Consider the following 21256-nt stretch of genomic DNA (forward strand, 5'->3'; position numbering starts at 1 on the left):
GCCTGCTCCATGATTCACTTCGCAGTTATGGAGGTCCTTAACGGAGAAAACGCGCCCCCTGGGTTGAACTCAGGAGCGCGTTTTTTTCTTCGAGCGTTTTTCTTCCATTTCCCAGTGCTTCAGCAGCGGGTAAGGATCGAATGCCCATTCGGTCAATCCGGTATCCCGGTAGATGCCGTAATGGAGGTGTGGAGGGAACTTGCCTTGGGTTCCCGGCTTGCCATAACCGGAGCTCCCAACCCAGCCAAGGGTTTGACCCGGCTTAACGACATCCCCGAGCGAGATTCCTTTGTCAAAGCCTTGCAGATGGGCGTAATAGTGGTAATGATTGTTCAAATCACGGATGCCGATGCGCCACCCGCCATATTTATTCCAGCCCTTGATTTCGACAACGCCGTAACAGGTGCTTCGAACGGGGACTCCGTATGAGGCAAACAAATCCGTTCCTTCGTGAACCCTTCTGCCTCCCCAGTTGCGTCCCATGCCAAATGTGCTTCGGTAGGAATAGTTGCTTTTGACCGGGAGAGGGAATGCATGGTCAAACAAGTCCAGCTTTCCAAAGGTTTCGTACATTTTGGCGTATTGCATGACGCGCTGAACAGCCCGCGTATTCTGGTAGTATGACCAGAGTCCGATGCTGAAGTCATCGGCAGCATGACCGTAGGGGGCGAGCCTTGCCGCAACGGTATATAGCAGGTCGATATCATTATTCGGATCTGCCTTGCCATCTCCATCCCCATCCAGCCCGATGCCGGAAAACACGCTGATCGACGTCGGATTTACATCTTCCTGATTGGGATTTAACGCCCCGGCCCATCTTGTGGAGGGGATGAAGATTCCGAGCGTCCGGTCCGGATGTTTGCGATCCTTGGGGTGGACTCTAGTTAGTGTCCGTTCATACTGGTCAATGGCAGCCAGGCGATACCAAGGAATTTGGGTAACGGTGGAAATCTCATCATATAACGACTTCCGGTCTGCAAAAATGGCGTTAACATCCGATGTTTTCACCGTATCGTCAGCGGTGCTGACCGCAACAGAGGCGGATGCGGACACAGGCCCGCACATGCAGCAGGCAGCTGTCAAGGCAGCCACAGCTGCAGCAGTGCAGCGAATCATAATACCGCTTGCGCTCAATGGTTGGAAAATCCTCAATGTGTCCTTCTCCTTCCTTTTGGATTGTCATAATTAAGGACGGACAGTCATGCCTACACTGTAGGGTGAATCGAAACAAGGATTTTTATCCATGCCGCAACTAGATTAATCTCATATCGATGCGAAACAAGTAATATGATGGTTTTCATGATATAATATGGGACAGCAAACGATGGGGTATGTCTTGAGTTACATCAATAAATTCGAAAGAAGGTTTTTTCTTTGTCTAAAACCAAACAGCCAAAACCTGACTGGATTCGAATCAAGCTGACTACTGGCGATAATTATAAAGAAATCAAAAGCATGATGCGATCCAAGACACTGCACACGGTGTGTGAAGAGGCTCGCTGTCCGAATATTTATGAATGCTGGGCTAACCGTACGGCAACCTTCATGATCCTGGGTGATATTTGTACCCGCGCCTGCCGATTCTGCGCTGTCAACACGGGTCTTCCAACGGAACTGGATCTTCAGGAGCCGGAACGCGTGGCGGAAGCGGCGGAACAGATGAACCTGCGTCACTGCGTAGTAACAAGCGTAGCACGGGATGATCTGAAAGATGGCGGGGCCTACATATTCGCTGAAACGGTTAAAGCCATTCGCAGACGTCTGCCGTTATGCTCTGTGGAAGTGCTGATTCCGGATTTTATGGGAAGCGAAGAAGCGCTTAAGATCGTAATGGATGTGAAGCCGGACATTCTGAACCATAACATTGAGACGGTCGAGCGAATGTCGGATCGGGTACGTGCCAAGGCCAAGTACACCCGTTCCTTGCAATTGCTGAAGAATGCCAAGGCGATGCAGCCGGATATTCCGACCAAATCCAGCATAATGCTAGGTGTCGGCGAACAATGGCATGAGATTCTGGAAGCGATGGACGACCTGCGTTCGGTGGGTTGCGATATCATGACGATCGGCCAATATTTGCAGCCTTCGCCAAAGCATCTGAATGTGGAAAAATACTATACGCCGGAGGAGTTTGCGATCTTGAAGGAAGAGGGAATGAAGCGCGGATTCAGCCACGTGGAGTCCGGTCCTCTGGTGCGCAGCTCCTATCATGCACACGAGCAAGTGAAATCTGCAGAACGCAACAAGGAAGAGACCGTGCAGTCTTAACCTTTGGAAAGGCAGGGGAAGCTTTCAATGATCGTTATCGGAAACAAAAGTTATGAAGTGTTAAAGGACCATCGAAACGGCTGGAATCTGGAAGCTTTCCGGGAGCGGTACAGCGAGGTGCTGGACCGTTATGACTACATCGTGGGAGACTGGGGTTACAATCAGCTTCGGCTTAAAGGTTTCTATCGGGATAATCATCCTAAAGCTGCCAAGGACTCTACCTTCTCCAGCATGTCCGATTACATTAACGAATACTGCAATTTTGGTTGTGCTCACTTCGTGCTTCAGAAAACCAAGGAGCAGAAGGATAACAAAGACCATGCCAATTCCAAAGAGCCTGTAGAGATTCGTGAATCATCCCCCAAGGAAACCCAGGGTGAGGGGGAAGGGGAAGCGAAGGGAAGCAAGGAAACCCAGCAGGATGGCCCCAAACCGGGCAAGGAGCACAAGGACCAACGCGAGCGGCGCGAAGCGAAGGAATCCAGACGCGAGCCACGCGATCCTAAGGAATCCAAAGAAAAGGACGCAAAGCCTTCCAAGGAGCCTAATCCTCCGGCTGAACAGGCGCAATAAAAAAGAACGGTCACCAGTAATGGTGGCCGTTCTTTTGTTAGGTAGTCGTTCTTCTTAATATTAGCCAAGAAATGCATCACGGACACGATTCCAGAACGGGAACGGCCGATAGCGTGCAAAACTGACCTGCTGTTCCGCCACTTGACAGCGCACGGATACGAGGTCGTCAATCGAGATATTCACATGATCGATAGTTAGCAGCAGACGCTGTTCTTTACGCGAGAATATATCACAATGATGATGCTTAGGCAGGAGCAGCGGTGAGCCCAGCGTACGGAAAATCCGATTGTTAATCGAGGCGATTTCCGCGATCTGCAGAGCATCGATGGAAGGATGCACCATCGCTCCGCCGACACTTTTGTTATAAGCCGTGCTGCCGGATGGGGTGGACACGCAAATCCCGTCTCCCCTGAACATCTCAAAGGTTACGTCGTTGATGTCAATCTGCGCGACAACGGTACCGTCAACGCCTTTAAGCGTGAATTCGTTTAAAGCAATGTAAGAGGACGTTCCTGATTTCTTATGAATTTCCAGTTGAACCAGGGGGTACTTGACGAGGCGCGGCTTCACGTTGCCGTGTTCGCCTTCCCCGCTCATATGATCAATTAGCTCTGTCAGTTCATCGGCCTTCCAATCAGCATAGAATCCCAAGTGGCCCGTGTGGACACCGACAAAAGCGAGGTCAGGAATACGGTCTATAAAAGTATGGAAAGCATGCAGCATCGTACCGTCTCCGCCGATCGAGACCACAATCTCCGGAGATTCTGCATCCAGCACAAACCCCCGCTGTTCCGCCAGCTTGTGAAATTGCTGGGTCAGCTCGACAGACAATGGGTCACCGCGGTCCAGAACATAATATCTCAAGTTGATAAGCTCCTTTGTAAGGTTATATAAAGATGATAATCAATCTTGGAGAAGAACACAATGTTCACCTTGGGAATTTGCGGATTTTCTGCTGCAGTCCTCGAATGATCTGAATAAACAACGCAACCGCAATCAGGAAACCGAGCAGGATGCAGAAAGCCGCCATAATATGGGTATACCCGTTTAGGGCGGAATCCGAAACAGCCGGAAGGGCCATGGTCGGTATCGAAGATCCCATGACACTTCTCCACAGCAGCAATACAGCGACCGCGGCAATCACACCATGAATCAGTCTTGCAATGACAAAAGGGAAATATCTGAGGTTGGTAGAGTTCAGGATGCTAATGATCTGGGCATGGACGGACAAGCCGCCCCATGACAATATAAAGGCCGCCGCCGCCGCTTTGTATGGCAATGGAATTGCAGCCCCCGCTTCCCCGGCATATCGGGCACCGAGTGTGACCTCAAATAATCCGCCTACGATGGCAGTGGATAAGGATTCAGGCATCCCAACCAGAGATAACAGCAAACTGATGACTTCAGTCAGCGCAGGCATAACACCGGCGCGGGTCCAGAGTTCAAGAAACACGGAGAAGAAAACCACTAGCCCGCCGACGACGATAATAAGCTGAAGCGATGATTGTATCGCTTGTCTTAACAGGGTGCCGAGGTCCCGGCCATCCTGTTCACGCGCCGCATGCATGGCATGCAGGGCGGACTTGAGTCTGCTTGTATTAGCCTGGGACAGGCGGAGTGAATCGGTTGCTGTTTTGGATTCATGCCTGCCATGAAATCTCATAATCAACCCCACAAGGAAACCTCCGCCATAATGGGACAAGGCAAGGATCAAACCGATCTTGGGGTCATGAAAGAAGCCGATGGAGACGGCACCAATTAGAAATATAGGGTCAGAAGAGGTGGTGAAAGCGACAAGCCGCTCACCTTCCTCCCGATTTACCATTTTTTGTTCCCATAGCTTGGCGGTTAATTTGGCACCGACCGGGTATCCTGAAACATATCCCATTGCTGCAACGAATCCTCCGGCCCCCGGAATACGAAATAACGGTCTCATCATAGGGTCCAGGAGCGTGCCAATCAGGTGGACTACGCCGAACCCCAGCAGCACCTCGGAAATAACAAAGAACGGGAACAGGGAAGGGAACAGCACGTCCCACCATATCGACAGGCCACGGAGTGCGGATTGAAGCGCCGCTTCGGGAAATAAAGCCATTAGGACAATTACGCTGAGCAGTGCCGTCACGAGCAAGAGCCAGCCCATTTTTTTCATGGTCATAATAAGAAATACGCCCCCTGGCATCGATGTGAATGATGGAAATATAGGTCCGTTGTTAAAAATCTATGCAAGATATAGGACAAACAGTATAAAAAACATGAGAAAGCGGTTACAATTGTGCTTTATTTTCGGGGATCTTGTGCTATAATAAAAAACATCAAAGCACATCTTTCGTATTATGTTTGGATGGAGTGATGATCATGAGCATAGTCGCAGGTATCCTAGTATGCGCCTTCGTTTATGTTATACGTGCTTCTCTCGTCCAGAGTGAAGAGGACTGGCGCAGTTATTAATAAGTTCTAAAAGGTGCTAACCATTGCTTAGCGCCTTTTTTTGTTGTTTTTTTGGTATAATGGATAGGTACATCCAATCGAAAGCGTAACATAAAACAGATGGGAGATTAGCGGATATGAATCCGAACTTAAGCATCTATGATAACCTCGGGGGTGCCGAGGGTGTACGTTCGCTCGTCGAAGCTTTTTATCCGAGAGTGCAGCAAAATGAGCTGCTTTCGCCATTGTTTCCGGAAGATATTATGCCGGTGATGGAGAAGCAATATATGTTCTTGAGCCAGTTTTTTGGAGGCCCAGCCTTGTTCTCGGAAGCATTCGGACATCCGATGATGCGGGCCAGGCACATGAAATTCCCGATTACGGATCGCCATGCCGAAGAATGGCTTGGCTGCATGGCAGGAGCCCTAATCGAAATTGGCGTGGAGGATGAATTACGTGATTTTGTGCTGCAGCGTCTGTCCGGCCCCGCCCACCATTTCGTGAATACTCCTTAGTTCCAAAGACCTATTACGAAACAGGAATTAGACACGAATGAAGGGATGGCGAATGGCGTGAAATTGGAACCCTTGTATTCCATCAAGGTGGTTTGCGCGCACTGTGAGCATGAATATGAAACATCCAGGGTAAGACCCAGCTTTAAAAAGGCATACCGTACCGATACGGATTTTTGCGCTTATTATAAATCGGAGAATCCCGATTTTTACGTGGTGCGGATCTGTCCTGAATGCGGTTTTGCCTCCACGGAAAACTCGACCCTGAAATTGAACGAACGGCAGAAGGCGCTCTTTCACGAGCAAGTCGGATGCCGCTGGGAGAAGAGGGATATGGGCGGCTCGCGTAATCTGGAGGATGCTCTGGAGTCGTACAAGCTGGCTCTCCTCTGCGCCCAAGTCATCGGGGAGCGGGATCGCATTGTGGCCAGCCTGCTGCATCATATCGCTTGGCTGTACCGGTATCAGGGCAACGAGGATCAAGAGAAGCGGTTCTTGAGTTATAGCCTGGAATCCTATGTTCGAGTGTTCGAGCTGGAAGGGGTAGGGGCGAATGATGCTAGGCTGCTGTATCTGATCGGAGAGATCCACCGCAGGCTGGGACAGTTTCAGGAGGCGGTTCAATGGTTCTCCAGAGTGGTCCAGGATGACAAGATTATGGACGCCGCGATGATACGCGCATCCAGAGAGCAATGGAAGCTGATATCCGAGCAGATACGGGAGCAGAAGAACGAGGCACTCAAGGCAGAGTCATAATGCAAATAGCCCGCTGAAGGGTGGGTCAGCAGGCTGTTGGACTAACACGAATAGCTAAACTCATGCTCTACGGCAAAATCAGCGTAATCGCTGATCCGTGAGCAAGTAGTCGATATCGCTGTCCAGCACGGTTACTTTGTTGTGGCAGCAGGGGAAGATCAGCAGCTTCTTTTTCCCTTCCCTTACGCTTATCAGCTCTTTGGGTTTCATCGGCAGCAATACATTGTCGGTTCCGCAGAATGGGCAGCTGTGTACATATACGTCGTTTCCCACGACATCATAGGGCCAAGTATTGGAAAAAGGAATCATGAGTTCTCCGATGATGGTGACTCATCGTCTTTTTTCGTTGCTTTCGCTTCTTCATTCTTGGCAAGCTCGGCAATTTTCTGCATTAATATATGCTGAGGCATGTGCATCAGCTGTTCCAGCGGAACGCCCAGCTGCTTGGACAGTGTAACCGCCGTCTCCGGTGATATTTGCAAAGGTCTCATGGCTTCTAGCTCCTCCAGCAGTAAATTGGTTGTAACAGTGATAACATAAATTGAGTTATATATAGTTATACACTTTTCCCTAAGTCCACACAAATGGTATTCCGCTTGAATTCATATTTTATTTTGAAAGGTGATGAATGTTCAATGGCACTTCAACAAACTTGGGATTTGGAATCGATATTTCCCGGAGGCTCTTCTTCACCGCAGCTCGTGAGCTTTCTTGAGGCACTTGAGCAGGATGTACATAATCTTCAGCAAGCCGTTAAAGCACTGACTGTTCCGGAAACCATGGAGGGCGCAGCCAGCCTTGAGCGCTTCCTTGAGCAGTTTCAGAATGCCTATGCCCGCATCCGTGAAGTCTCCGCATTCGTGGGCTGTCTGACCGCGCAGAATGTGAATGACAAGAAGGCGGTTCAATTATCCGGACGGGTAACGTCGTTGTCCGCAACCCTGCAATCGGTTAAGAACCAATTCGATAACGTTCTCCGTGGTATGGATGACGAACTCTGGACGGCTTGGACCGGTACGGATAAGGTGTCCGAGCTTGATTTCGTATTGAACGAAAGCCGTAATCTCGCCAAAGACAAGATGAGTCCCGAGTTGGAGAGCCTGGCTCTATCGCTTGGCGTAGACGGTTATCATGGATGGGGAGAGTTCTACGATACCATCGTTAAGAAAATCCAAATCCCCTATGAGGAAGACGGTAAGACGGTCATGTTGTCCGCAGGACAGGCATTCAATAAAATGCATGATCCTCGCCGGGAAGTACGTCAATCCATGTTTGAAAAGTGGGAGCAGGCATGGGGAGACTCCGCTGATTACTGTGCGGATACCCTTAACCATTTATCCGGCTACCGCCTGAAGCTGTACGAGAACCGTGGCTGGGAGGATGTCTTGAAGGAGCCGCTCGCGATTGGCCGAATGAGCCGTGAGACCCTGGATACCATGTGGGCGGTCATCCAAGACACGAAGTCGGTGCTTGTGGAATACCTGAACCGCAAAGCGAAGCTGCTTGGTCTGGAAGGTTTGTCTTGGACTGATGTAGATGCCCCGCTGCGCACATCCGCAACCAAAATCTCATATGACGATGCAGCTGTTAACATTGTGGAGCAATTCCGCAAGTTCAGCCCGAGATTGGCTGATTTCTCGCAAATGGCGTTCGACAAGAGCTGGATTGAGGTGGAGGATCGTCCCGGCAAGCGCCCTGGCGGTTTCTGTACCTCCTTCCCGGCAAGCGGCCAGACCCGAATCTTCATGACGTTTGGCGGAACGGCCTCGAACGTTTCGACCCTGGCTCATGAGCTCGGCCATGCCTATCATCAGCATCTGATGGGCGGAATTCCGGTGCTTAACCAAAAATATGCGATGAATGTTGCCGAGACGGCATCTACATTTGCCGAAATGATTGTTTTTGATGCGATGGTGAAGGGAGCCGGCAGCGAAGAAGAAAAGCTGGCCCTGCTGGAAGAGAAAATTCAGAACAGCGTAGCCTTCTTTATGAATATTCATGCACGCTTCTTGTTCGAAACTCGATTCTATGACAAGCGGAAGAGCGGTCTGCTCAGCAGCGAGGAAATATCGGAATTGATGGTGGAAGCGCAGAAGGAAGCCTATTGTGATGCTCTGACATCATACCATCCGCATTTCTGGGCATCCAAGCTTCATTTCTATATTACCGGGACGCCGTTCTATAATTTCCCGTACACCTTCGGTTATATGTTCAGTACGGGCCTCTATGTTCGGGCATTGGAAGAAGGGCCGAGCTTTGCGGACAAATATGATGCACTTCTTCGTGACACCGGCGTGATGTCCGTGGAGGATCTGGCGAAGAAACACCTGAATGTGGATCTGACCCAGCGCGATTTCTGGCAGAGTGCAGCAGATTCCTGCGTATCCGACATTAGACAATTCCTGCAAATGACGGAGCATATGGCGTGATTTGTTGATTATCATCGGAATAACAGATAAGAATTTCCTTAGAGGACGTTTACCTCTCAATACATGCAATTTCCAACCTATGGAGGAGCCCGATTCGGGCTTCTTTTTTTGTCGTAAAAGAATGAAAGTTGACGCAAAAAAGGGGCCAAAACCTAAATTATTTGTGCAATTTTAGTAATAAATACCCAAATGTGTTGAATATTGTTGATACATTGATTCCTTTACCCTATAATGAGTCATAAGCCCTAATAATAGGGAAGATTTACTAATAAAGGAGGGGAGAAGAGATGGTAAAACTAGATCAATTATCACTGGCTAGACAATTGGACATCGTTTTTAAAGAGCTGGAAGAAGAGTTGGGAGGTCTTAGTTCAGGGACAGTATTTGTACAAATACGAAATAATGTAATTGGTAAATTTGGCATACGGCACAATCCATTGGCTGGGCGTAACGGAGTCATAGCTCCACTTGAGGAGGGGCTAAGTGAAGCTCAACAATTCTCTTTTCGTACGATGGCGCTTGAAAGTCTGAAACATAAACGCCACTGGACACACGGCGAAATCAGTTATGAATTTATGGTACGACAAGGCATTGTTGTTGTAGATGCTGTCCTTGAATCCAACTATAACATGGCAAACTTGATGATTCGGTACCCTCGTAATACATATGCCGAAGCTGCTTCGGAATCCTGAAATCATTTATCATATAGAACATATAACGAAAGAGGCGATCTTTGGGGAGAAGATCGCCTCTTTCTAATTACGGCTGGAGGGAAGAGATGCGAATTACAGGTTCGAACGACCCGATAATTGCTGCTCAGCCAATTGAACCAGACGTTTGGTGATGTAACCTCCCAAAGAACCTGTTTCACGGGAAGTATAGTTACCCATGTAACCGTCTTGTGGAAGCGTCACACCCAGTTCTTGAGCAGCTTCTACTTTCAATTGTTGAAGAGCTGCAGTTGCTTGAGGTACGACAAGATTGTTAGAAGAACGACCTTGAGCCATGTCATGTCACCTCCTTTGATGTTGTATGTGGATATTATGACTGAATCCTAGGAATCTCATTCGTGCTGGAGGCAGATCAATGGCTGGTAAAATTATCCGAATGAAATTGCCGTTATCTAGACAAACAAGAGCAGCCCTTTGAAACAAAGGGCTGCTCTTGTTGAAACATTAAGTATATGAAGATCTTATGGTTCACCGGGGATTTGCTATTACCCTTGCTCTGCCTCCGGTGTTGTTTTTTGGATGCTGATCTGGGTATTCAGGTTCACGGTCTGTCCCGGTTCCAGATGAATCAGTCCGGTTTCTTCATTCGGCAGATTCAAATTGGGCGCGTTCGGAAGCCAGGTATACGGCTCGATGCAAAGGAAGTCCTCTGCGACGCCTTTCGTATAGAGCACCCAGTGTTTGAAAAAGGCGCGGTCAGCCGAATAATGAATTTGATAACCATCATCACGTTGAAGCATGGCTTCAGCCGGTTTGCCCTCTGGAATCTTTAATATCGTATCCAGGTCGGCTTCCTTCAGGTTTAATCCGGAATTTAGTTGTTCCAGATGGCCAAGCGGTGAAAAATCTCCGGTTGGGATCAGTTCATTATTCAAGGTATAAATGCCCTCTACAGGCAGATCCAGCGTCCAGCGATGCGGCTCGCCATCAAGCAGGAACCACGTATGGTAACCCATCCCGAACGGGACAGGGCTGGAACCCAGATTCGTTACACGAAGACTCTGCGATAAGCGGGCGCCCTGAAGGCGAAAGGTCATTTCCAGCTTCAGCGGTACTGGGAATTGGGCGATCCATTTCGGATCATCCGATGATATGAACTCTGTCGAAACGGCGCACCCATCATCATCTTCCTCTATGTCGCTGACACACCAAGCCTGTGATCGGTGGAGACCGTGGATATGATTGTCGTTCGCGGTATTTTGATCAAATTGATACGATGTTCCGCCGTACTCAAACTGGCCTTTGGAAATCCGGCCTGGCGGAATGAGCATCGGGATGCCGAAGTGATAGGGCTTCTGAAGATAGAAGGCAAGCTCACTTTCATCTGGTTTTCGAAGGATTTCGCGTGAATTTTCAAGGTCTTTAATTCCAATGACATTGTTACCTAGACGAGGAAGGAGAGTCACTTCAAGACGGCCGCTGTTTAAAATATAGGTGTCGTAACCATTCCACTGGCCTTTGGTCACTTGATTCATATCGATGCTCCTTTACTAACAGAAATCATGGTCTGGACGATTAACCACATCATAACAGATTTTTATGGAAAGGGTAAAAGAAATGCTTCAAAACATCGGACGACTTGATTCCAAAATGGAATTGACAAGGGAGAGCAAGAGTTTTATCATTGCATGTAATAGTGATCCAAAATGATTGAAACACGATGACAAGGACAAGTAAGCAGGTGCGGCCCATCCTTCAGAAAGCCGGTGGTTGATGTGAACCGGTGGATCCGCTTTGCTGAATGGACCTTTGAGTGCCAGGCTGAACAGGGATTATACTGATATTCCTTAATATGCCGGCCGGGTATTCTCCGTTACAAGAATGGAAGGCTGCAGCTTAAGTATTAGAGTTTACTGCAGCGAATTAGGGTGGCACCACGGTCTCACGTCCCTTGCGGATGTGAGGCCTTTTTGCGTTCATATATAATTCCTTGAGCGGGGCAGACTTTGGATTAAAAGAATATTGTAAATAAATGGAGGGCTAGTCATGAAAACTGTATTATCGGGAATTCAGCCGAGCGGCAATTTGACACTGGGCAACTACATCGGAGCCATTAAAAATTTTGTTAAGCTCCAAGATGAGCATGATTGTTACTTTATGGTCGTCGATCTGCATGCCATTACGGTACCGCAGGAGCCTAGCTCGCTTAGAGATCGCTCCGAATCGGTTGCGGCACTGTACGTTGCAGCCGGAATCGACCCGAACCGTGCTAATATTTTTCTCCAATCCCATGTTCCTCAGCATGCCGAGCTGGGATGGATCATGACAACGATGGTCAATATGGGCGAATTGGAACGAATGACACAATTTAAGGACAAATCGGAGGGTAAAGATTCCGTAGGAGCCGGTTTGTTTGTCTATCCAGCGCTCATGGCTGCAGACATATTGCTGTATAATGCCAATCTGGTACCGGTAGGGGATGACCAGAAGCAGCATTTGGAAATCACGCGCGATTTAGCTGCACGGTTCAACCATCGGTTTGGTTCCTACTTCAATATGCCGGAACCGTTCATTCCGGAGGTAGGCGCACGAATTATGTCGCTGGACGATGCTTCTAAAAAGATGAGCAAAAGTAATCCGGTTGAGGGCAGTTATATTGCGATGCTGGATACGCCGGATCAAATCCGCAAGAAAATCAGCCGGGCTACAACCGACTCCGGGGCCGAAGTGGTCTATGATCCGTCCGCTAAACCTGAGGTTAGCAATCTGATGAGCATTTATTCCGAGTGCGCCGGAGTATCTCTGCAGGAAGTACAGGCGCGTTTTGAAGGAAAGATGTACGGGGCATTCAAGAAGGAGCTTGGCGAAGTTGTAGTAGCCGCTCTGGAACCACTTCAAAACAGATACTACGAAATTCGCCAAACCGGTGAGATCCATGACATTCTGGCCAAGGGAGCAGAGCAGGCACAGAAGACTGCAGCTCAAATATTGGATGGCGTCAAGGACAAGATGGGCTTTCTGGCTCGTAAATAAGCAGGGTGCTTCCTTAAGAAGGCCTGCGTTTGGACTTGATAATGAATCCCCAGCCTATATTGAGAATGGAGAGTAGAGCGAGACCGACGGCCAGAAATCCGTTGTAGCTGATGGATATGGCCGAAGCGGTCAGCAGGACGATCGAAGAGACCGCAAACCATAGGGATAAGCCTTTACTCATATGAAAAAAACCTCCAAAGATAAAAATTCAAAAAATACGTATAACGTTGCAAGAAGGAGCCATAATAAGTTTGCAAGCTTGCACTGGAATAACAGACATTCAGTGAAGGGAGATATTTAATATGGCACGCCGCAGCAACAATTTGGTTGTACCTCAAGCTACTGCAGCATTACAACGTTTGAAACTCGAGGCTGCTCAAGAACTAGGCGTAACGATTCCTCAGGACGGTTACTATGGTAACTATACTTCCCGTGAAACAGGATCCCTGGGTGGATACATTACAAAACGTTTGGTACAGCAAGCTGAACAGGCTCTTTCGGGGTCTGGCCGCACGCTGTAATCTCTTTCTCATAACGTGAGTATGGAAGCCCGGAGCGCTATCATTGCGCTCCGGGCTTTGTATTCATATTAAGGGATCGACACTCACTTTGCTACATAGACAAATTGTGCCTTAAACAACGGCATAACGTCAAGAATAGATCGCTTCCAAATGTCACTGAATTGTCATATAGATGGAACGAATTCCGAAGGATTGCTAAACACTTTTTACTAATGATATGATAAACTTTATAGCGGAGGCAGTACTTCCTCCATAACGACAGATACAAGGAGGAACGTTTACACGTGGATAATCACTTGAGATACCAGGCTCCTTCAGAATCCGCAGCACTTGCCTCGGCAGCGCCTGCACCTCCCGATAAGGCGGGGACTTGGAAAGATTTTATCACGGTGACGAAGCCCGGAATCATCCGGTCAAATTTGATAGCGGCTTTTGCCGGATTTTGGCTAGCATCGCGTTGGGATATCCAATTTGGATTGATGATTATGACACTTCTCGGAACCGTGCTTGTTATGGCTTCGTCCTGTGTTTTCAATAACTATTTCGACAGAGAGCTCGACATGAAGATGGAGCGCACACGGAATCGCTCACTTCCAACCGGACGGCTGACACCTAAGGTTGTTCTTTGGTATGCCATCATACTTGGGGTCGTTGGACTAGCTATGTTATTCCTGTTCTCAGGGGTATTGGCCGGGATATTCGGAGCGATCGGAATGTTCGTATACGTTGTGGTATACACATTATGGTTAAAGCGTTCATCAACATGGAGCACATCGGTAGGCGCTATTTCCGGAGCGATGCCTCCGGTGATCGGTTATGTGGCCGTGACAGGAAGCGTAGATATGGCTGCAGTGCTGCTGTTCGCACTTCTGTTTCTGTGGCAGCCGCCACATTTCTGGGCGCTGGGCATTCGCCGCGTTGAAGAGTATCGCGCAGCGGGCTTCCCGTTATTGCCGGTTGTTAAAGGAATTAAACGCACGAAGTATCAGATGATTCCTTACCTGGTGCTGCTTATTCCGATTCCTATTCTGATGTACACGTATGGGTACGCCGGTATTTTCTTTCTGGTTATCGGACTCTTCCTGGCTGTTTGGTGGCTCTACGCCGCACTCCAAGGTTTCCGTGCCAAGGACGATGAAGCTTGGTCCAAAAAGGTATTTATTATCTCCATCAACTACTTGACCTTGAGCCTGATCGTTCTCATACTCAATACCACCTTTTAATAGGTGGAAGGGCTTAAACGCTACACTAAACCTGATAAGAACAGGGATTGCCTGAGACGAAGGGAGAACGGGGAAGGTCATGAATGCATTCAAACGTTACAAATGGACTTGGGTACTACTCGCTGTCTGTGTAATAGCAGCTATTTACCTGGTATACAATTCGCTGGGATTCGGAAAAGAAAAGTTTCCTATCGTTCGTGAGGTTGCCGCTTATTCCATGGAGAATGTGGATGGAAAGACGATCACATCGGATGATACCAAAGGCAAGGTGAAGCTTATGTACTTCTATTTCACCAGCTGCCCGGATGTATGCCCGATTACGACACTGGTACTTTCGCAAATACAGGAAGACTTGAAGAAAGAGGGCCTCTTCGGTAAAGAGGTTAACTTCGTGTCCATTTCCTTTGACCCGGAAACCGATACAAAAGAGAAGATTAAGGAATTCGGGGACCGTTTCTATGCTGATTATAGCGGCTGGTACTTCCTTCGTGGAGATCAGGAGGAAACACGGAAGCTGATGCAGGACTCTTTCAAAATCCCGCTGCTCGGCAATAACTCGACAAATTTCACGCATGGCAATTCCATTGCATTGGTTGACCGGGATAACAATATTCGGAAGACTTATAATGCAGCAGACCCGGCCCAAGTGAAGACCGAGGATATTGTGAAGGACATTAAGTCCTTAATTAAGGAATAACCTAAAGGTAAAACCAAAAGGCGCGCTCTATCGTTAAGGATGGAGACGCCTTTTTATTATTTTAAAACAAGGTCATCAGAATTCAGCAGGAGGCGGGTAAATGATGAACTCTTCCAGCCCGGCCTTCTCTAACTGGGCAATCAGGTACTCGTCAGGCGTTCCTTCAACTCCGGCGTAACCCCGGCGCGTATAAATCTGTTCGGCATCAGGAAAGATGTCGCGCAGGGCACCGCGAATTTTCTTGCCGGAGCTGTCGTTATCCATAAAAAGATAGACCTCTTGATCCTTCACCTGTTTATGAAGGCTTTCAAGCTTGGCGGTGTTTAACGTTCCGAACGTGCACAAGATGGTTATATCTGATGTCAGCAATCGGCGTAGTCTACTCCTGTCGTTCTTGCCCTCTACGATGATGAATATCGGCATCTTTTTTCACCTCTGTCATGATACGGAGATCCTTGGCAGCATTCCCCGGGAAATGATAATCCGCCGTCGAATGATGGTTATGTCGAATGGTGTATGTATAGTGTAACTTGTTTCTTGCCGATCATGCAAAGCAGGCAAAATAAACGGCCATCCACTGGATGGCCGCAACAAGGTTAACCCATGTATTCTAGTAGAAACAGCTCAAGATAATGACGAGCAGAATATACAATACAAGAACCATCCCTACAGAATTTCCATGGCCTCCTGTATGACAATGTTTATGATGATGAACATGACTCATGATTACTTCACCCCTTGGTTAGATGTACGTGGTCATTTGCCACACTGTATCTTATGTGGATTTACCCAAATGGACTGTGTGTTGGCCCATCCGCATCTTTTTGGGCGCTGACTCAAGCAGGTACAGCTTCCTTAGACGGTTGAGATTGGGGCTTCCGGTGAGATGGCCGTTAAAGGGGCTTCACGATTGCGTTTGGGGAGCAGCAGCAGAACGGTCATCAGCATCAGAAACGCGATGAAATAAGGTGACACCACCGTTCGAAGCTGTCCAGCCGCAATCGGGCCGACAAAGGAACCAAGCGACATGGCGATGGATTGAAATGAGAATACTTTCCCGAGTCTGCCTCCGCCGCTTAGCTCGATGAACAATGAGGATAACGCCGGAAACAGCAATCCTTTAGCTAGCCCGAGTGCAAACAGGATGATCATAATCGGTACATGATGAGCTGCGGCCAGAGCGTAGAAGCAAATCGCCAGCCCCAATACGCCGATGGCTACTCTGATATGGGGCGCATAACGATTAAGAAATAGCATGCTTAATGTGACCAAAGCTCCAAGACTAATGACGGAGAATAGAAGTCCGGTGGACATAATGCTTGCCAGCCCGCTTTCTCGCAGCGGTATTTCAAAAAACAGGATTCCTTGAGAGCATGCGATAGCAAACGGAATCAAATATAAACGCAAGCTAAAAGGAAGCCGCGCCGGTGCCCCGTTGTTGATCGGAACAGCAGCCTGACCTTTATCCTTAGCAGTGGCTGACAGAGGTTTCGGGAGACTGAGAAACGCCATCAAACCGGTGAAAATCAAAAGCCAGCCCAGACTCTGGAATGTACCGGAAAATCCTGCTTTGGCTACAATGAAAGCGCCGGCGGCCGGAGACAAGACAGAGGCAAGAGTGTGTATTACGCCATGACCGGACATATATTTGCCTTGCGTAACAGGATCCCGGGAGAGTGACGCAAGCAGTGCCAGACAGGCCGGTGACAAAAAGGCCAGAACGAATCCGCTGATCGAGCGAAGCACGAGCAGCTGCCAGGGCAATTGGACATGAGCCTGGAGCAGCAGGATCACACCAGCGGCGGTTAAGCTGAAAATAATGTAGCGTCTGCTGCCGTGCCGATCGATCAAATTGCCTGCAAGCAGATTGCCTGGCAGATGGGTCAGAGCATAAATGCCCATCATCCAGCCGATAAACGTAGGGGCTGCGCCAAGAGAGATGGCAAATGGCGTCAGTACAGGATACTGAGCATGCAAATCAAAAAACGCCAGAAACAAAAACATATAGAGCCATAAAGCGGTTTTCAATATGGCACCCTCCTATCCGGCAAGTTGATATTGTTACTACTACTTGTACGTTCGAAAGGGCAAGCTTATACCTTTTTGTGAAAAGACCCGGTTGGCTGACAGCTTTGCGGGGTATCATGTATAATTAATAAGACGGCCATGAACCGCCGCTTTTGAAACGACGAACGGGAGTGAATTGTATTGGATACTCAGGTCTGGATCGAATTTCTCAAACAAAACTGGCTGGTCATTGCCATCGCCTTAATTGTCTTGTTTATTGTGCTGAACGTAGTGAGAACCGTCATTAAATGGGCGCTGGCCGTACTTATCATCGTGGGATTGTTAGTGTACAGCGGGATTTCCTTAGATAAAATCGGCGAGGTTGTAACCACGGTGAAGGAAGAAACGGTGGACACGATAAAAAAAGAAGCGCTGAACATGATGATGAATGAAGCGAAGGAAGCGAAATATACCTCGAATGAGGACGGTACCTACTCCATTAAAGCTCCCAATCTGGAGCTGAAAGGAAGCGCCGGTTCCGAAGAGGTTGAAGTGACTTTCCGCGGTGTTTCGGTAGGGAAGTGGGATATCAACGATACAATTCAGAGCTTTATCGACGATGCCAAGAGCAATACGGCCTCTAAATAAAAAAGATAGAACGCAATCGGAAGCGAATGTACGAGGGCGGCAGCGTTGTTAGTGCTGCAGCTCGATTACATCGGTTGACAAGACATCATGGGGAGAGGAGGGGATACCGTTGATGTCGGCATGGAAGGATAGTGTGCTGGGTGGGAACGGAATCACCATCTTGCTGCTGCTGATTGTGGCTTTTTCACTATTACAGGGATGGAGTCGCGGAGCCTCCCGGTCAGCCGGGAAGCTTGTTTTTTTTCTGGGGGACGCGGTGCTGCGCCTGGTCGGGCTAGCGATCTCCGTTCCTTTTACATTATGGTTATCACCTAAAGCAGGCGATTGGCTGGGTACGGTCTCCACTTTACCGAATCGAGAGCTGCGCTTCTGGGAACAGATTTATTATACAGCTGTAAAATCGCTGGCGGATTTCCCGCTGCTGCGGTTTGCGGTGCTGTTTATGTTAAGTTACGCCCTTATCGTATTTATGCTGCGTTTGCTCGTGTCCCTGATTATGGGAGGCAGGCTGGGACTCTTCGAAACGAGAAAAGATACATCGGCATCGCTGCTGAGCCGGCTAACAGGTGCGGGAATTGGCGTCATCATGGGCGCAGCGCGGAGCATTATTGTTATTGCGATCTTATTCATCTACGTCAGTTTGAATCCCGATCATGGCTTTAGCCGGTACGTTGAGGCTTCACCCGTTTATCAACAGGGAGCGAGGGCAGTAATAGAGCCTTTGTCGGGCTCTCTCGTCCGCGAGAAGCTGCCGGTCTTTACCCAATCCGTTCAGGAAGAATTGAACGGGATCATTCAGCGGAAGTATGAGGTCATCGACCACAAGATTCCCGAGGGTATTGAGCAGACGGCAGCCCATGTCGTGAAGGATTCGTCAACCGATGAAGAGAAAGCGCGAAAGCTCTATGATTGGGTTGGCAGCCGGATAACATATGATCACGACAAAGTGACCTTGTATGAAGAGCAGCGGATATGGAAAGAGCAGACACCGCAGGATACGTACGATACAAGGTTAGGGGTGTGCATTGATTATGCCCGTCTGTATGCCATGATGGCCCGGTCTCAGGATCTGAAAGTCCGGGTCGTAACCGGCAGGGGATATAATGGTCAAGGCGGTTATGGTCCGCATGCCTGGAATGAGGTCTACTTGAGTGAAGAGAAGCGATGGATACCGCTGGACCCGACCTGGGCACAGAGCGGAAGCTGGTTTAACCCGCCTCGCTTTAATGAGACGCATATTAAGGAGCAGGTGTTTTGATCGGTGTGTTGATATGGAGAAGGGCGGACTTTGGAGCAAGGGAAGTCCGCCCTTTCCCATCAGGAGGGCCCTTCCAGATGAAGTGGGGGGGCGTTTATGTTAATATGGGTTTATGTGATTGTGGATAAAGGGGAGAAGCATACGTGAAAGGGTTTAGGCCGGATAAGCGCAAACAAGAAGAACAAGATGCCGGCAGTCAGTTTAACTTGCGGGTTAATCTATTTTTTTTCAGCACTTTTATCATATTCTGTGTCATTATTATACGCCTTGCTATACTGCAGTTCGTTGAGGGGCCTGAGTTAAAAGAGCTCGAAACCGGCGGGCAGGTTAAAAATTTCCCGCTTCAGCCGATCCGGGGCAGCATCATCGATGCTTCCGGAACGCCGCTTGCCTACTCGACACCTTCCCAAGCACTATATTTAACGCTGTTAAAGGATTACAGTTCATCCGAGCGAGGAAAGAAGAACCGTCCGGAGATCCAAAAGCTGGCCGAGGAAATGGTCAAGGTCTTCGAACAGTATGGTGATCCAAAAGCCGAAAAGCTGACGGTGGATGATGTGATCAAAGCGATGGACCTGGAGTTCAACAAGCAGCCGGGTTATGAGCCGAGACGCATAAAGGCAAATCTCTCGACTAAAGAAGTGGCTTACTTTATGGAGCATAAAAATGAATATCCTGGAGTCGAGGTTGTCGAAGAGAGTCAGCGTCAATACAACCCGGACAAAATCGCCGTTCAAACGATTGGTTATTTGAAAGAATTCCGCGGAAATAAGACACTGGATAAGTATAAACAGATCGATGAGCAGAATAAGAAGCAAAAAGATCCGGGACTCATCTACACGGAGCAGGAGAAGGTCGGTGTAGACGGACTCGAAATGATGTTCCAGGATGAGCTGCGCGGCAAGAACGGATATATCGGCATTCCGATTAATCCGCAGAACATGGCGGACGGGGTGCCAACCATGATCGCCCCGGAGAAGGGCTACAATATTCATACGACGATCCACAAGGATATCCAGAAGGTGACGCAGCAGGCGATCATTGATCAGCTGAAATGGCTTCACGCCAATCCGGTTTCCGGTAAAACGCATCCGAATGCGCAAACGGGGTATGCCGTAGCGATGGAAGTGGACACCGGAAACATTGTTGCCATGGCCAGTATGCCGGATTATGACCCGAATGTGTGGGAGAATGGGACCGATGATGCTAATTGGGAAACCGTTATGAAGTATTACGGCAACGGGACGATTTCTCCATACAGTTCCGGTCGATCCGGCAACAATCTGGAATCGGTTGTGCTGCTCGGTTCCACTATGAAGCCCTTGACGGTATTGATTGGACTTAATGAGAAACTATTCGGACCGAACGATTATTATTATGATGGCGGGGCAGCATTTTTCGGTAAGGATAATACGAGAGTCCGGAACTCAGGCGGTAAAGCCTATGGATCTCTGAATGCGAGAAAAGCGATTGAACATTCCTCCAACGCCTTTATGGTTGACTGGATCGGAGAACGACTGTATAACAAATACGGCTCCAAATCCGTTGAAATATGGGATGAATACATGAGGGAATTCGGGCTTGGGGTTTCTACCGAATCCGGTCTGCCAAAGGAGCATAAAGGAATCATCGAGTATACCAATATCGAGCAGGCGGGAAGTTATCTGGCTGCCATGGCATATGCTTCATTCGGACAGTCCGGTAAATATACGACGCTCCAATTGGCACAGTATGCCAGCACGCTTGCCAATCGGGGAGAACGCATTCGGCCTCAGCTTGCGAGCAAGATTGTGGATCAGGACGGCAATGTGATCAAGGAATTCAAACGCGAGGTATTAAATAAAGCGGATTTCCCGGAGCAGTACTGGAATGAAGTCATTGCAGGGATGAATACGCAAGGACTTCGAGCATTTGAAGATTTTAAATATGATTTTGCACGGAAGACAGGAACATCCGAGCAGGATATTTATAAAAACGGTACTCGGATCCGGGTGGAAAACGGGGTGTTCATCGCCTTTGCTCCACGGCAAAATCCGAAGCTGGCCGTCGCCGTGGTCATACCTGAAGCCGGCTTCGGTTCCCAGAGTGCCGCGCCGGTTGCCCGTAAAATTTTCGACGCGTATGACGAGATTTACGGCCTGGACGGTACGCCTCACCCTAAAAAAACCGAGGGTGAGAATGGGGATGGCAGTAACGAATAAGAGGATATTTACAAAACGGCAGCCAAGAG

23 protein-coding genes and 1 other annotated feature are annotated in these 21256 nt (G+C 48.7%); of the genes, 13 read left to right on the top strand and 10 right to left on the bottom strand.

What is annotated here, in order from left to right:
• Positions 1-69: 69 nt before the first annotated feature.
• Positions 70-1116: a M23 family metallopeptidase gene (locus tag AK95_RS23655; RefSeq protein ID WP_397376769.1), complete on the bottom strand. Its 1047-nt coding sequence runs from the start codon at positions 1114-1116 to the stop codon at positions 70-72.
• 258 nt (positions 1117-1374) lie between these two features.
• On the opposite strand from AK95_RS23655, the gene lipA reads away from it, so the two are divergent.
• Together lipA and AK95_RS23665 are read left to right on the top strand one after the other, a co-directional pair.
• Positions 1375-2268, top strand: a complete 894-nt coding sequence (lipA, locus tag AK95_RS23660; RefSeq protein ID WP_071222365.1) for a lipoyl synthase — start codon at positions 1375-1377, stop codon at positions 2266-2268.
• Between the two features lie 27 nt (positions 2269-2295).
• Complete coding sequence (locus AK95_RS23665) at positions 2296-2841, top strand: YutD family protein (RefSeq protein WP_071222366.1); 546 nt, start codon at positions 2296-2298, stop codon at positions 2839-2841.
• A 60-nt stretch (positions 2842-2901) separates the two neighbouring features.
• On the opposite strand, the gene AK95_RS23670 is transcribed toward AK95_RS23665, so the two are convergent.
• Positions 2902-3705: an NAD kinase gene (locus AK95_RS23670; protein ID WP_009591431.1), complete on the bottom strand. Its 804-nt coding sequence runs from the start codon at positions 3703-3705 to the stop codon at positions 2902-2904.
• Positions 3706-3769: 64 nt separating this feature from the next.
• Positions 3770-4999 (bottom strand): sporulation integral membrane protein YlbJ, encoded by a 1230-nt coding sequence (ylbJ, locus tag AK95_RS23675; RefSeq protein ID WP_071222367.1) that lies wholly within the window; start codon positions 4997-4999, stop codon positions 3770-3772.
• Between the two features lie 409 nt (positions 5000-5408).
• Between ylbJ and AK95_RS23680 the strand changes: the two genes are divergently transcribed.
• Together AK95_RS23680 and AK95_RS23685 are read left to right on the top strand one after the other, a co-directional pair.
• Positions 5409-5786, top strand: a complete 378-nt coding sequence (locus AK95_RS23680) for a globin domain-containing protein (protein WP_071222368.1) — start codon at positions 5409-5411, stop codon at positions 5784-5786.
• A 57-nt stretch (positions 5787-5843) separates the two neighbouring features.
• Positions 5844-6539, top strand: a complete 696-nt coding sequence (locus tag AK95_RS23685; protein ID WP_233355083.1) for a DUF2225 domain-containing protein — start codon at positions 5844-5846, stop codon at positions 6537-6539.
• A gap of 78 nt (positions 6540-6617) precedes the next feature.
• Here the strand turns inward: AK95_RS23685 and AK95_RS23690 are convergent, their stop codons facing one another.
• Positions 6618-6848, bottom strand: coding sequence for a hypothetical protein (locus AK95_RS23690; protein ID WP_071222370.1), 231 nt, complete (start codon positions 6846-6848; stop codon positions 6618-6620).
• Positions 6845-7030, bottom strand: coding sequence for a YycC family protein (locus AK95_RS23695; RefSeq protein ID WP_071222371.1), 186 nt, complete (start codon positions 7028-7030; stop codon positions 6845-6847). The genes AK95_RS23690 and AK95_RS23695 overlap by 4 nt, the downstream gene beginning before the upstream one ends.
• A 144-nt stretch (positions 7031-7174) precedes the next feature.
• Here AK95_RS23695 and AK95_RS23700 point away from each other — a divergent pair, with 144 nt between their 5' ends.
• Together AK95_RS23700 and AK95_RS23705 are read left to right on the top strand one after the other, a co-directional pair.
• Positions 7175-8968: a M3 family oligoendopeptidase gene (locus AK95_RS23700; RefSeq protein WP_071222372.1), complete on the top strand. Its 1794-nt coding sequence runs from the start codon at positions 7175-7177 to the stop codon at positions 8966-8968.
• 287 nt (positions 8969-9255) lie between these two features.
• The gene (locus AK95_RS23705; protein WP_071222373.1) at positions 9256-9660 is read left to right on the top strand and encodes an O-methyltransferase; all 405 of its coding nucleotides are present in this window, start codon (positions 9256-9258) and stop codon (positions 9658-9660) included.
• 93 nt (positions 9661-9753) lie between these two features.
• Here AK95_RS23705 and AK95_RS23710 read toward each other — a convergent pair whose 3' ends face one another.
• Positions 9754-9975, bottom strand: coding sequence for an alpha/beta-type small acid-soluble spore protein (locus AK95_RS23710; protein ID WP_007131961.1), 222 nt, complete (start codon positions 9973-9975; stop codon positions 9754-9756).
• A gap of 209 nt (positions 9976-10184) precedes the next feature.
• Positions 10185-11174, bottom strand: a complete 990-nt coding sequence (locus AK95_RS23715; RefSeq protein ID WP_071222374.1) for an aldose 1-epimerase — start codon at positions 11172-11174, stop codon at positions 10185-10187.
• Between the two features lie 176 nt (positions 11175-11350).
• Positions 11351-11594 (top strand) — a binding site (T-box leader).
• Between the two features lie 91 nt (positions 11595-11685).
• On the opposite strand from AK95_RS23715, the gene trpS reads away from it, so the two are divergent.
• The gene (trpS, locus tag AK95_RS23720) at positions 11686-12672 is read left to right on the top strand and encodes a tryptophan--tRNA ligase (protein WP_071222375.1); all 987 of its coding nucleotides are present in this window, start codon (positions 11686-11688) and stop codon (positions 12670-12672) included.
• A 13-nt stretch (positions 12673-12685) separates the two neighbouring features.
• On the opposite strand, the gene AK95_RS34585 is transcribed toward trpS, so the two are convergent.
• Positions 12686-12853 carry a hypothetical protein gene (locus AK95_RS34585; RefSeq protein ID WP_164817467.1) on the bottom strand — a complete coding sequence of 56 codons (168 nt, stop codon included), beginning with the start codon at positions 12851-12853 and terminating at the stop codon, positions 12686-12688.
• A 121-nt stretch (positions 12854-12974) separates the two neighbouring features.
• Between AK95_RS34585 and AK95_RS23725 the strand changes: the two genes are divergently transcribed.
• The 3 genes from AK95_RS23725 (at position 12975) to AK95_RS23735 (ending at position 15113) form a co-directional block, all read left to right on the top strand.
• Entirely contained in the window at positions 12975-13193 is a 219-nt protein-coding gene (locus AK95_RS23725) for an alpha/beta-type small acid-soluble spore protein (protein WP_015737431.1), read from the top strand.
• Positions 13194-13477: 284 nt separating this feature from the next.
• The gene (cyoE, locus tag AK95_RS23730; protein WP_071222376.1) at positions 13478-14416 is read left to right on the top strand and encodes a heme o synthase; all 939 of its coding nucleotides are present in this window, start codon (positions 13478-13480) and stop codon (positions 14414-14416) included.
• Between the two features lie 79 nt (positions 14417-14495).
• Complete coding sequence (locus AK95_RS23735) at positions 14496-15113, top strand: SCO family protein (protein WP_071222377.1); 618 nt, start codon at positions 14496-14498, stop codon at positions 15111-15113.
• A 75-nt stretch (positions 15114-15188) separates the two neighbouring features.
• On the opposite strand, the gene AK95_RS23740 is transcribed toward AK95_RS23735, so the two are convergent.
• Complete coding sequence (locus AK95_RS23740) at positions 15189-15536, bottom strand: toprim domain-containing protein (RefSeq protein ID WP_071222378.1); 348 nt, start codon at positions 15534-15536, stop codon at positions 15189-15191.
• A 432-nt stretch (positions 15537-15968) separates the two neighbouring features.
• A complete protein-coding gene (locus AK95_RS23745; protein ID WP_071222379.1) occupies positions 15969-17141 on the bottom strand; it encodes an MFS transporter in 1173 nt (390 codons plus the stop codon).
• A gap of 180 nt (positions 17142-17321) precedes the next feature.
• On the opposite strand from AK95_RS23745, the gene AK95_RS23750 reads away from it, so the two are divergent.
• The 3 genes from AK95_RS23750 to AK95_RS23760 all read left to right on the top strand — a co-directional run bounded on the left by AK95_RS23750 (position 17322) and on the right by AK95_RS23760 (position 21227).
• Positions 17322-17768, top strand: a complete 447-nt coding sequence (locus AK95_RS23750; RefSeq protein WP_071222380.1) for a hypothetical protein — start codon at positions 17322-17324, stop codon at positions 17766-17768.
• A 109-nt stretch (positions 17769-17877) separates the two neighbouring features.
• Positions 17878-19026 (top strand): transglutaminase domain-containing protein, encoded by a 1149-nt coding sequence (locus tag AK95_RS23755; RefSeq protein WP_162487642.1) that lies wholly within the window; start codon positions 17878-17880, stop codon positions 19024-19026.
• A 143-nt stretch (positions 19027-19169) separates the two neighbouring features.
• On the top strand, positions 19170-21227 hold the full coding sequence (locus AK95_RS23760) for a peptidoglycan D,D-transpeptidase FtsI family protein (protein WP_071222382.1): 2058 nt from the start codon (positions 19170-19172) through the stop codon (positions 21225-21227).
• The last annotated feature ends 29 nt before the right edge of the window (positions 21228-21256 follow it).

It is taken from the genome of Paenibacillus sp. LC231 (genome assembly GCF_001860525.1).
Taxonomy (GTDB): domain Bacteria; phylum Bacillota; class Bacilli; order Paenibacillales; family Paenibacillaceae; genus Paenibacillus_AQ.

Coding starts and splice junctions, on each gene's coding strand:
- AK95_RS23655 (WP_397376769.1), bottom strand. CDS start 1,116: ATGATTCGCTGCACTGCTGCAGCTGTGGCTGCCTTGACAGCTGCCTGC.
- AK95_RS23665 (WP_071222366.1), top strand. CDS start 2,296: ATGATCGTTATCGGAAACAAAAGTTATGAAGTGTTAAAGGACCATCGA.
- ylbJ (WP_071222367.1), bottom strand. CDS start 4,999: ATGACCATGAAAAAAATGGGCTGGCTCTTGCTCGTGACGGCACTGCTC.
- AK95_RS23680 (WP_071222368.1), top strand. CDS start 5,409: ATGAATCCGAACTTAAGCATCTATGATAACCTCGGGGGTGCCGAGGGT.
- AK95_RS23690 (WP_071222370.1), bottom strand. CDS start 6,848: ATGATTCCTTTTTCCAATACTTGGCCCTATGATGTCGTGGGAAACGAC.
- AK95_RS23695 (WP_071222371.1), bottom strand. CDS start 7,030: ATGAGACCTTTGCAAATATCACCGGAGACGGCGGTTACACTGTCCAAG.
- AK95_RS23700 (WP_071222372.1), top strand. CDS start 7,175: ATGGCACTTCAACAAACTTGGGATTTGGAATCGATATTTCCCGGAGGC.
- AK95_RS23705 (WP_071222373.1), top strand. CDS start 9,256: ATGGTAAAACTAGATCAATTATCACTGGCTAGACAATTGGACATCGTT.
- AK95_RS23710 (WP_007131961.1), bottom strand. CDS start 9,975: ATGGCTCAAGGTCGTTCTTCTAACAATCTTGTCGTACCTCAAGCAACT.
- AK95_RS23715 (WP_071222374.1), bottom strand. CDS start 11,174: ATGAATCAAGTGACCAAAGGCCAGTGGAATGGTTACGACACCTATATT.
- trpS (WP_071222375.1), top strand. CDS start 11,686: ATGAAAACTGTATTATCGGGAATTCAGCCGAGCGGCAATTTGACACTG.
- AK95_RS34585 (WP_164817467.1), bottom strand. CDS start 12,853: ATGAGTAAAGGCTTATCCCTATGGTTTGCGGTCTCTTCGATCGTCCTG.
- AK95_RS23725 (WP_015737431.1), top strand. CDS start 12,975: ATGGCACGCCGCAGCAACAATTTGGTTGTACCTCAAGCTACTGCAGCA.
- AK95_RS23735 (WP_071222377.1), top strand. CDS start 14,496: ATGAATGCATTCAAACGTTACAAATGGACTTGGGTACTACTCGCTGTC.
- AK95_RS23740 (WP_071222378.1), bottom strand. CDS start 15,536: ATGCCGATATTCATCATCGTAGAGGGCAAGAACGACAGGAGTAGACTA.